Source organism: Desulfofundulus sp., from assembly GCF_049701015.1.
Taxonomy (GTDB): Bacteria; Bacillota; Desulfotomaculia; order Desulfotomaculales; family Desulfovirgulaceae; genus Desulfofundulus.
Window position 1 is genome coordinate 1 of the sequence record NZ_JBNATZ010000065.1, and the last position, 11,221, is coordinate 11,221.

An 11,221-nucleotide genomic window follows, 5' to 3' on the forward strand; every position below is an offset into this window, starting at 1 on the left:
ACTGCCGTCCGGCCTTGATTTTTCAGGACTTTTACCGGATAACCGGTTATATTTTGTCTGGCACCGCCATTGCTCCTCGAAATGTGCAGCCGGGAACAAAGGAGGGAGGTGCATGTTCAGGTCCATTTAAGAACACGCATGACAGGATCTTTTAAACCGGTTGTCGGTATTCATATCTTTGTTTAAGCACACCGGGAGTGTTTTCACCCTTTTAGTGAATGCGCTTACAAGAACTTCGGAATTTTTCCATTAGGGGGGAAAAAAATGAATATCTTTTTGCCCATCGCCGGGGTACAGATGAGCGTTTACATGGTGCTTGGGCTGGGCGGTCTGGTGGGCCTGTTATCTGGCCTTTTCGGAGTAGGTGGAGGTTTTCTGCTGACCCCTCTATTGATGATGGCGGGTATACCACCGGCGGTGGCTGCTGCCAGCGACACCAACCAGATTGTGGCTGCCTCCATTTCCGGAACCTGTGCCCATCTTCAGGCCGGCAATGTGGATTTAAAGCTGGGACTGATCATGGTTGCCGGAGGGTTTGCCGGGGGCACTGCTGGCACGGCACTGGTCCGCGTTTTAAGACAGATGGGAAATTTCGAATTTACCGTAAAAATCGTTTATGTCATCATGCTCCTGGTTATCGGAAGCTTTATGTTTTGGGAAAGTTTTAACGCCCTGCGTAATAAGGGGGCCAAACTCCAAATTCCAGCTGGCAAATCCCAGGAATCGTCTTTGCTCAACCGCCTGCCGTTAAAAGCTTATTTCCCGGTTTCCGGGATTGAATGCTCCATGATCTCACTCTTCGGGCTCGGTTTTCTCATTGGTGTGCTGGCAGCTTTAATGGGTGTCGGCGGTGGTTTTATCATGCTCCCGGTGATGATCTACATCCTGGGCATTCCAACATTAAAAGCCGTGGGTACCAGCTTGTTTACGGTGCTGTTCACTGCTGCCAATGTTACCCTGGTTCAGGCCATGGTAAACAGAACGGTGGATGTGGTCCTGGCTCTCCTGCTGCTTCTGGGATCTGCTATAGGTGCCCAGTTGGGGGCACGTATCGGCCGCAGGTTAAAGGCGGAACAGCTGCGCATTGTTTTTTCCCTGATTGTGCTCGGGGTAATGGTTAAAATGGCTAACGACCTGCTGGCCACTCCATCAAGCCTGATTGTACTGGGAGGTGGGCATTAATGCGGACAAAAGCAACAATTTGTATGTTCATGGCTGCCATATTGCTGGCTTTGTGCATCCCGGCCTGGGCCGGGGTGGTGAGCGTAACTGCGAGCCCCGCTCACATTGATGTGGGGCTGAATTTCAGCGGCCAAAAGGTATCTATTTCAGGGAACGCTCCTCCGGGCAGCGATGTCTACGTTAAAATTGTTTCTCCAGCAACAGAAGTCAAATTAGACAAAAAAGGAAGGTATGGATTTCTGTGGATGAATGTAAGTCATGCCACAATTCAGAACATACCGGGCCTGTACCTGATCTATTCTTCGAAACCGTTAAAGGAATTAAGCCCGTCCCTTCAAGAGAGGATGGGTATCGATCCTGACTTCAGTGCAATCCGGGAAAAGGCTGTCATCAAGGAGACTGCCGGTAACCAAACACGTATGCTTGCGGGTCTACAGGGCAAGGATTACCTGGATGCGCTGTTCAATATGTACGAGAAAAATGGACTATATCGCATTAAAGAAAATGCCATCCTGAGGGAAGGCAGCCAGTTTCACCTGACCGTCACGCTGCCCGGCTCGGCCACACAGGGTCAGCCAGAGATTATTGCCTACGCTGTCAAAGACGGCCAGATCCTGGGGGCTTCCAGGAGCACCCTTGATATTCACCCCGTGGGACTGGTCCGCTGGGAGCGTACTACAGCGCAAAATAACGGTCTGCTTTACGGCACCTGTGCAGTTCTAATTGCCCTGGCTGCCGGCTTGATGATCAACTTTTTATTTCAATTCCTGGAAAAACGCTTGGCTGCCTTGTTGAGGAAGTTGACAGGGAGAGTACCGGAAGAGAGAAGGGAGCTTTCTACAGAAACACACTGAGGATAGGTTCATAAAAAACCAGCCCTTTGGTCGCTACCTGTTGACTCAATACTTTATTTAGATAAAGAAATTAGGTTTTCGCCTATTATACTCAGGTTGAGAAACCTGGTTTTCTTTTCTTTTCTTATCTTATCTTTTCTTTTCTTTTCTTTGAGGTTTAAACTTTAATTTGAGGGGTGAATCTATGAAAACCTTGCGAGTACCGGAAGCCACCATAACCAGACTCTCAATATATTCCCGCTATCTGGAACGCATGGATCAGAATGGAATAACAACGGTATCCTCCGATGAAATAGCCGAAGGAGTGGGTGTTAATCCAGCCAAGGTACGCAAGGACCTGGCCTATTTCGGTGAATTCGGCACCCGTGGGATAGGTTACAACGTCAGGGATCTTACGAGATATCTCAGGAAAATTCTTGGCCTGGACCAGAACTGGCCGCTGATTCTGGCTGGAGCGGGTAACCTTGGCTGCGCACTCTGCACGTACAGGGGGTTTAACAGCCGTGGCTTTCAAATAGTCGGGGTTTTTGACAACGACCTGGGCAAAATAGGGAAGAAAATTGCCAATCTGGATGTTCTTCCCATGGAAAAGATGCCTGAGGTAATAAAAAGGCACGGAGTACGTATCGGCATTGTAGCTGTGCCTCCCGCAGCAGCGCAGGAAGTAGCCGAATATATGGTGATGAACGGAATAGAAGCTATTTTGAACTTCGCCCCGGTAATCCTGAACATATCCGGGGGAATCGAAATCCGCAATGTGGATCTTTCCGTGACATTGGAGAGCTTAACCTTCAACGTAAGCTTTAAAGCAAGCCAGTTGCGTTTGTCAATATAATAATAGAATGCGGACGTCATTTTCATACAGGATCCCCTTGTCATAAATCTACTTCTGGTTTAGAATAGATGATGAAAGTCATGGTACAATGCTGTATCAGCCGGGCCAATGAAGTCCCAGGACAGGATATTTTGCGTCCTGGGGCTTTCTTTTTTCCGTGATGCAGCGCCAATCGAGGGGGATTGTGCTGGTGAAAAAAATTGAAGCCATCATCCGGCCGGCCAGACTTGAGGCGGTCAAGGAAGCTCTGGGGCGTTTTGGTATTCACGGTATGACGGTCAGCCAGGTGCTGGGTTGCGGGCTGCAGCGGGGGCGGGTGAGCATTTACCGGGGCCATGAGTATAGCATTAATCTGCTGCCCAAGGTAAAAATAGAAATTGCCGTTCCCGACCGTTGGTTGGATGAGGTGGTCAGGATTGTTGCTGATGCCGCCCGGACGGGAGAAATAGGTGACGGCAAGATCTTTATCTACCCGCTGGAAAATGCCATACGCATCAGGACCGGTGAAATGGGCGAAGAAGCCCTCTAAAGACAACTGTATATGTCCAGTGAAGGACGTTGGAGAGCAAAGGTGCTTCCGGGGTGAATCAACACCCGGAGCACTTTTGTTTTTAAGTGGGGACGAACCGGATCGTTTACCGGTCCAATTTCGAAGATAAGGGGGCGAATTGATTATGGAGATTAATACTTCAATCCTGGCTGCAGGCCTGGATACGGTATGGGTGCTTTTATGTGCTGCCATGGTCTTTTTTATGGAGGCGGGGTTTGCTTTTTTGGAGGCCGGGTTCATTCGGGCCAAAAACTCCATGAACATTGTAATGAAGGTTTTTGGCGATTGTACCATCGGGATGCTCAGCTACTGGGTCCTCGGGTTTGCCATTATGTACGGTCTGGACAGGTCGGGGCTTTTCGGCACCAGCGGGTTTTTCTTGACCGGCAGTTTTGAACATATACACCTGCGGATACCCATCTATGCCTACTGGATTTTCCAGGCAGCTTTTGCAGTCGCCATGTCTTCCATCGTTTCAGGAGCGGTGGCGGAACGCATGAAGTTTGGCCCTTACCTGGTCTTTACTGCCCTGGCTGCGGGATTGATTTACCCGGTGGCCGGACACTGGGTATGGGGTGGAGGTTGGCTCGGTAAAATGGGTATGCTGGATTTCGCCGGTTCCGCTGTGGTGCATGCCGTGGGAGGTTGGAGCGCTCTGGCGGCGGTGTTGCTGTTGGGTCCCCGGGAGGGAAAATATAACCCCGACGGGACGGTGAATGTCCTGCCGGCTCATAATATGCACCTGGCCTTTCTGGGCACTTTTATCCTGTGGTTTGGTTGGTTTGGTTTTAACCCCGGCAGTTCTCTGTCCGGTCTGGATTTGAACATTGCCCGTATTGCTGCCACCACCAACCTGGCTGCAGCAGCCGGCGGAATGGCGGGTACGTTATTTACCATGTGTATATACGGTAAGGCCGATCCCAGTATGGCTATGAACGGTGCCCTGGCCGGTCTGGTTGCCATTACTGCGGGGACGGCTTACGTGACGCCGGCAAGCGCGGTGGTTATTGGTGGCATGGCCGGCGTGCTGGTTGTACTGGCGGTGGGTTTCTTTGACCGGCTACAGGTGGATGATCCGGTAGGGGCTATTGCCGTGCACGGAGTGAACGGTACCTGGGGTACACTGGCGGCAGGTCTGTTTGCGGAAAAGGGCGGCCTTTTTTATGGTGGAGGGTTGCATCTTCTGGGTGTGCAGGCTCTGGGAGTGCTTACAATTTCCCTGTGGGCTTTTACGGCTACCGGGCTGGTCTTTTATCTCTTGAAAAAGACTGTGGGCATCCGGGTATCAGCCAGTGAAGAACTGGAGGGGCTGGATATCAACGAACACGGTATTCCTGCTTATACCGGTCTGGTAGCCGGTTCCCTGGGTGAAGTGGGGGTGGATGAATTCACACCCGATACCACCTGTACTCCGGAAGTAATGAACAGCACGGTTGTACAGAAGTAGTTTATAGTTCCCGGGGTGCTTCAGGTAATTAGCTGAAACCTTCTGCCAATCTGTGTCAATCTTTTTCTAGAAGATGGTTGACAGGTCAAGTAAAAAGATTTAAAATCTTCTCGTAAGGGACAATGGTTATCCATTCCGTAAAGGGTATCATGAAGGTACCCGGGGTGACCAGTTTCCCAGGACAAGTTTTTAGTTTAATTAGGACCAAAAAATAGGACCACGGAGGTCTTCATCTGCAGGGTGCGGGAGAGACTACCGTGGTTTTTTAATTCCGGCTTCCCGGGGGTTGTTAAGGTTCCGGAACCGGCCTGCAGGTGTTCCAGGTGGGTGAAAACCAGGGCTGATGTTGGCAGTGAAAACCGGTGGTCATTATTTTTCTTGCCCTGCGGTAGAGTACGGCCATAGATTGCCGGGTGGTTCGAAGGAACGTCCGCTGATCATTGGCAAAATAAGGGTTAAGAGGGAGGCAGTTCTATGCATATTCCGGATGGTTATCTCAGTCCCCAGACATGTGCAGTGATGGGAGCAGCTATGGTACCGGTTTGGGCTGCGGCTGTAAGGAAAATCAAGCAGACTCTGAAAAGCAAGCACGTACCATTAATGGCCATTGGTGCTGCTTTTTCATTCGTCATCATGATGTATAACGTGCCCATTCCCGACGGTACCACTGCTCACGCCGTAGGCGGGGCGCTCCTGGCCATCATAGTGGGGCCGTGGGCGGCCTGTATCAGTATTACCATTGCCCTGGCCATTCAAGCATTGCTGTTCGGTGATGGAGGAATCCTGGCTTTTGGGGCCAATACCTTTAATATGGCTTTTGTACTGCCTTTTTCAGCTTACTATATTTATCGCCTGATTGCCGGCAATTCAGAACTCACCTCGGCCAGGCGGTGGATTGGCGGCCTGGCAGGAGGGTATATAAGCATCAACCTGGCCGCTCTGTGTGCGGCTGTGGAGTTTGGTCTGCAACCACTACTTTTCCATACTGCCAGTGGGGCACCACTGTACTGTCCATATCCGCTGAGCATGGCTGTCCCGGCCATGGCAGTGGCGCACCTGACCATAGCAGGCCCTATTGAGGGGGTTGTCACCGCTCTCGTAATACGCTACCTGCAGGCCACCAATCCCGGTATGCTGGCCATCGAAACCAGTTCGGTCTCTGGATACAGCAGGTTGTGGTGGGGGCTGGCCATTTTGCTCCTGTGCTCACCATTAGGACTTCTGGCGTCGGGCACGGCCTGGGGCGAGTGGGGGATTGACGAGTTGAAAGAAAAGCTGGGCTTTGTTCCGGCTGGCCTGCAGCGGCTGGCGGACCGCTGGCACGCCTTGATGCCGGACTATGCCCTGCCCGGATTTGACCAGAGTTTCTTCCAGTCGGCAGCGGGTTATATTCTGTCGGCGGTAGTGGGTGTGGCAATTATCGCGGGTATTACTTCCCTGTTCGGCCGGTTTCAAAATACGGCCGGCCGCAGTATGCTTCACGAGGATAACCAGGGGAAAGGCAAGGAGTTCAAGTGATGCAGGAAATGAACTTACCGGAATGGCTCCTGGAAAGGCAGGAGCCATTTCAAGGTCAGGGATGTCTCTCACCAGCCGGGGATGGGGTGGAGAGTCAAGGAAAAATTGCGCGCGGGTCCGGGAAAAAGGTGAATGGTCACCCTTTCCGGCGCAAAATGAGGCGGCACCGTTTTGTGGAAAAGACGCTTGAGGAAATAGCCCGGTTGATGCGGGAAGAATTTTTCGCCGGGGAGACCGCTCTCCGGCCTGGTCTGCTTCAGGGCCTTGATCCCCGGTTCAAGGTCCTGACTACTTTGTTTTTAATCGTGACAGCTGGTCTGATACGAAACCCAATGACCCTGCTTGTGATGAACTTCTGGCTGATCTGGTTGGCCAGGATTTCCTTAATCCCTCCGGGTATGTTTTTGAAGAGAGTCTGGTTGGTCGTACCCATTTTTACCGGTATTATTGTTTTGCCTTCCATTTTTAATTTTGTCCGCCCTGGTGACCCTCTCTTCACACTCTTCTCTTTTGGACGACAATTTCATCTCGGGTTTTGGTTGATACCGGAAACGCTGGCTGTCACACGACAGGGGGTCTTGGGAGCCCTGGTTCTCATTTTAAGGACAGGAGCGTGTGTTTCCCTGGCCCTGCTTCTCACTCTCACCACACGCTGGCAGTTACTTCTAAAGGCACTCCATATGATCCTGGTCCCTCAGATTTTCATTACTGTACTGGAAATGACGCACCGGTACATTTACTTGTTTTTGCAGGCGGCTAGCGATATGTTTATTGCCCGAAAGAGCCGCACCGTGGGCCGTACTTCTACCGGAGAACAGCGCCGCTTTGTCTCTGGTGCTATGGGTGCTTTGTGGAACAAGGCTTATACCTTAAGCGAAGAAGTACATGCAGCCATGATTTCTCGTGGCTATACAGGTAAACCCGGGTCGTTGTATGCATTTAAGGTACGCTTGCTGGATTGGCTGTGGTTGGGTTTTGTAGTTATGGTCGGCTTATTCTTCCTGGGGGGTGACCGGCTCCTTGGCTCGTGAAGTAATATTTCAGCTGAATAATGTCAGTTACCGGTATCCTGGTGGGGAAGATGCTCTGTCGGATGTCAGCCTGACCGTTTTCCGGGGGGAAAAGGTGGTGTTGCTGGGGGCCAATGGGTGCGGTAAATCCACTCTTCTCAAGATCCTGGATGGTCTGCAGTTCCCCCAGGAGGGTACAGTCTATGCTTTCGGGAAGTTATTAAGCGAAGAAAACCTGGGCTGTGAGGAGTTTGCCTTCGCTTTTCGCCGGAGGGTGGGTTTTGTATTCCAAAATTCCGATGCCCAGTTATTTAACTCCAGTGTATGGGAAGAGATAGCTTTCGGGCCGGTGCAGATGGGACTGGAACCCGAAGAGGTGAACCGGCGTGTGGAAGAAGTCATTGCCCTGTTGGGTCTGGGACACATTAAAGACCGGCCACCTTATAAGCTCAGCGGCGGAGAAAAGAAAAAGGTGGCTATTGCTTCGGTGCTTTCCATTAATCCCGAAGTATTGCTGCTGGATGAACCCACCGGCGGACTTGACCCCCGTACCACGCGCTGGTTGATCAACCTGATTCGACAGCTCAACCAGGCAGGTAAGACTCTGGTTACTTCAACTCATGACCTGGATATAGTCAGTGAGATTGCTGACAAGGTACTGGTTTTTAGCGAGGACCACCGTCTGGTAGCTGCTGGCCCACCGGAGGAAATCTTAAATAACCGCGCTCTCCTGTTGCAGGTGAATCTGGTGGATGATCAATTTCACTATCACTTGCACAGTAACGGTCACCGGCATTACCATGCTCATGGTTAATGTTTAGGATATCCGAATGGGTAATGATTAATGGCCTTGATCACGGCTCACTTATGGATGCTGAAATTTTATTGGCCAGATGATGATGAGTCCGGGGCAGGAGAATTCTGCTCCGTTTTCTGTTCTGTTGTAGGAGGTAGTTGTTGCCCTGCTGGTTGTTGATCTGAAGGTTTCTGTTCGGGAAGCACCGGTCCGGGCTGCGTTTCCGTCCGGGGTTCCTGTTGAGAGCCAGGCTCTTGTGCCGGGTTGGCCTTCTGCTCCGGTGTCGTGGCCGGTAAGGGGGAACCCGGCGGGATAGAGGGAACGGGAGTAGAGGGCGGAGTATTTTCAGGTTTGGGTTTTGTGGGTTGAGACGGCGAAGGTAGCACTGGCTCTGCTTTTAAATCTAAGGCTCGGATTATAATCTCCCGCCAGATCCTGGTACAGTACTGGCTACCGTATGCCCCCGGCATCGGCCGGGGGACATCCCAACCTATCCAAACCACTCCTTCCATTTGCGGAACCCACCCGCAAAACCATAAATCTTTACCTTCATCTGTGGTACCTGTCTTGCCCGCCGCCAGATCATCAATCCGGGCATTAGCTCCTGTTCCATACCGGACTGCTGCCTTGAGCATGGTAGCTATTGTTGTTGCTGTTTCTTTCTTCATGGCAGGCTTCCTCTCCGGGTGGAACTCCGCCAGGACCACGCCGTCGGGTTGAACAATACGGGTGATGGCGTAGGGTCTGACGTAATAACCACCATTGGCAAAGGCTGCATAAGCAGCCGCCATTTGCAGAGGTGTTACCCCGTGGCTCAAACCTCCCAGGGCCGCCTGTAAACCATCAGCGGTGCTCACATCTATCCCCAGGCTGCGGGCAAAGTTACACGCCTTCTCCATTCCTACCATATGCAGAAGTTTAACTGCCACGACGTTGACCGAGTAAGCCAGAGCGTCCTGTAAGGTTATGGAGCCCCGGTATACTCCATCCCAGTTCCTTGGCTGGTAGTTGCCGAAACGTACTGGCTCGTCAACCACTGCCGAGTTGGGCGTCATGCCCAGATATTCTACGGCAGGGCCGTAGACCAAAATGGGTTTGATGGCTGAACCAGGTTGCCGGCTGGCCTGGTATGCCCGGTTGAATTGTCGCGCTACCATGTGCTCCCGTGCTCCCACCATGGCCTTTATGGCTCCCGTTTGAGGATCAAGTAGCACCACCGCTGCCTGTGGCTGCAACCCGCCGCTGGTATCCCGGAAGGAGGGGGGAAAGTAAGCCGGATTTTTTATGACTTCTTCCGCTGCACTTTGAGCTTTAATGTCCAGGGTAGTGTATATCTTGAGTCCGCCACGGAAAAGGGCTGACTCGTCAAGCTTCTCCTCAGCTGAGTCTATAATATAATCTACAAAGTCAGGGTATTGGTATTGAGACTGGGAAGTAAAACCCCGTTTAAGTCCAAGAGGCTCCTGCTCCGCGCGGGCTGCTTCCTGCGCGGAAATAAAGCCGCATTCCCACATCTGACGCAAAACGGTATTTCGTCGGGCAAGAGCGATTTCCGGGTTTTTGAAAGGATCATAATAACTGGGAGTCCGCACCAGGCCGGCCAGCAGGGCAGCTTCTGCAGTACTGAGATCTTTTACGTCTTTATCAAAATATATCCTGGATGCTGTTCCTATACCCCATGCTCCCTCTCCAAAGTAAATACGGTTGAGGTAAAAGGTCATGATCTCGTCCTTGGTGTAATGGCGTTCCAGCTCTATGGCCAGAAAAATCTCCTGAATTTTGCGCTTGAAGGTGCGGGAAGGGGTAAGAAAGGCATTCTTGGCCAATTGCTGGGTTATGGTGCTTCCTCCTTGAACCACTTTGTGGTTTAAAAGGTCGTACCAGGCTGCCCGCAGTATGCCTCTTACATCAATGCCCGGGTGGTTATAGAAACGATTATCCTCTGCAGCCACAAAAGCCTCTTTAACAACGGGAGGGATGTCCTTTTGAGCTACGGGGATAAAAGACCCGCGTCCCAGAGTGGCAAAAGGAGTTCCATCGGCAGCATAGAGAGTGCTGGGAGCGATTAATGGAACGGAGTCCATCTGCCAGGCGGGTAAGTCACGTAAGGCAGCATAGATTTCCCAGCAAGCCCAGCCTGTGCTTAAAAGCAGAATTAAAGCTAATAACCACCCCAGCCAGCGTATTTGCTTCTTGGGTTTCAATTTTTTAACTCCGGATGACACTCTTTGACTACCTCCAAAGCGTGGTTGTTACGACTCCAGCGGGAGCAAAAATACCAAATTGATGAAAGAAATTACGATAGATTATAAGGGATTCGTCTATCAATTTATTATACCACGTGATAAGATTCACGGTTTAAGTGTATATTTGACAACAGCTGGAGCTTATGGCAATCCCAGCAAACGCTTGCTCATTGTTTTTCTACAAATTTTTGTAACCCCCTCCGTTCTTAAAACATAAATCTGAAACTGACCTGAAATCAATTGGAGGGGTTCCGAATGAAATTTTTATCGGCATTTTTATTGGCTCTATCATCCAACCTGGATAATATCGGTATCGGAACCAGTTACGGCATCCGGCGCATCGGTCTTCCTTTTCGGTCGAACTTGATTGTGGCCCTTGTAAGCACAACTGGCACCATTGTATCGATGTGCATGGGCAGCCTGGTAGCTAAATATATTCAGGCTTACCTGGCCAATATCATTGGCTCTTCCATTATTGTCGGTGTCGGAGCCTGGATCATTTTACAATCCTGGATTAACCCGAGCGATAACACAGCTGAACCGGTTTGTCAGGAAACGTCAGGTTCCGCGGCTCCACAATCAGGCGCGGAGAAGATTCTGGAGTTCCATATCAAATCATTAGGCATCTTTGTTAGAATTTTAAGGGAACCCTGGAGGGCCGATGTGGATTTCTCCAAGGAAATAGACGGCAAGGAGGCCTTTTTGCTTGCCCTTGCGTTGACGATAAATAACCTGGCGAGCGGTTTCGGGGGTGGTATTGTGGGCATAAATATCCCCTTCACC

10 protein-coding genes are annotated in these 11,221 nt (G+C 51.1%); 9 read left to right on the forward strand and 1 reads right to left on the reverse strand.

The window, feature by feature from the left end:
* Positions 1–264: 264 nt before the first annotated feature.
* The 8 genes from ACPLUI_RS05915 to ACPLUI_RS05950 all read left to right on the forward strand — a co-directional run bounded on the left by ACPLUI_RS05915 (position 265) and on the right by ACPLUI_RS05950 (position 8,210).
* Positions 265–1,182, forward strand: a complete 918-nt coding sequence (locus tag ACPLUI_RS05915) for a sulfite exporter TauE/SafE family protein (protein WP_424659352.1) — start codon at positions 265–267, stop codon at positions 1,180–1,182.
* The gene (locus ACPLUI_RS05920; protein ID WP_424659353.1) at positions 1,182–2,036 is read left to right on the forward strand and encodes a TIGR02186 family protein; all 855 of its coding nucleotides are present in this window, start codon (positions 1,182–1,184) and stop codon (positions 2,034–2,036) included. The genes ACPLUI_RS05915 and ACPLUI_RS05920 overlap by 1 nt, the downstream gene beginning before the upstream one ends.
* Positions 2,037–2,220: 184 nt before the next feature.
* Positions 2,221–2,871, forward strand: coding sequence for a redox-sensing transcriptional repressor Rex (locus ACPLUI_RS05925; RefSeq protein ID WP_424659354.1), 651 nt, complete (start codon positions 2,221–2,223; stop codon positions 2,869–2,871).
* Positions 2,872–3,061: 190 nt separating this feature from the next.
* Complete coding sequence (locus ACPLUI_RS05930; protein ID WP_424659361.1) at positions 3,062–3,400, forward strand: P-II family nitrogen regulator; 339 nt, start codon at positions 3,062–3,064, stop codon at positions 3,398–3,400.
* A gap of 145 nt (positions 3,401–3,545) precedes the next feature.
* Positions 3,546–4,868: an ammonium transporter gene (locus ACPLUI_RS05935; protein WP_424659355.1), complete on the forward strand. Its 1,323-nt coding sequence runs from the start codon at positions 3,546–3,548 to the stop codon at positions 4,866–4,868.
* Positions 4,869–5,342: 474 nt separating this feature from the next.
* Entirely contained in the window at positions 5,343–6,386 is a 1,044-nt protein-coding gene (gene cbiM / locus ACPLUI_RS05940; RefSeq protein WP_424659356.1) for a cobalt transporter CbiM, read from the forward strand.
* Positions 6,386–7,417, forward strand: coding sequence for a cobalt ECF transporter T component CbiQ (cbiQ, locus tag ACPLUI_RS05945; protein WP_424659357.1), 1,032 nt, complete (start codon positions 6,386–6,388; stop codon positions 7,415–7,417). Before cbiM ends, cbiQ begins: the two co-directional genes overlap by 1 nt.
* The gene (locus ACPLUI_RS05950) at positions 7,407–8,210 is read left to right on the forward strand and encodes an energy-coupling factor ABC transporter ATP-binding protein (RefSeq protein WP_424659358.1); all 804 of its coding nucleotides are present in this window, start codon (positions 7,407–7,409) and stop codon (positions 8,208–8,210) included. Before cbiQ ends, ACPLUI_RS05950 begins: the two co-directional genes overlap by 11 nt.
* Before the next feature lie 68 nt (positions 8,211–8,278).
* On the opposite strand, the gene ACPLUI_RS05955 is transcribed toward ACPLUI_RS05950, so the two are convergent.
* Positions 8,279–10,396 (reverse strand): PBP1A family penicillin-binding protein, encoded by a 2,118-nt coding sequence (locus ACPLUI_RS05955; protein WP_424659359.1) that lies wholly within the window; start codon positions 10,394–10,396, stop codon positions 8,279–8,281.
* 297 nt (positions 10,397–10,693) lie between these two features.
* Between ACPLUI_RS05955 and ACPLUI_RS05960 the strand changes: the two genes are divergently transcribed.
* A partial coding sequence (locus ACPLUI_RS05960) for a hypothetical protein (protein WP_424659360.1) occupies positions 10,694–11,221 on the forward strand: 528 nt, incomplete at its 3' end.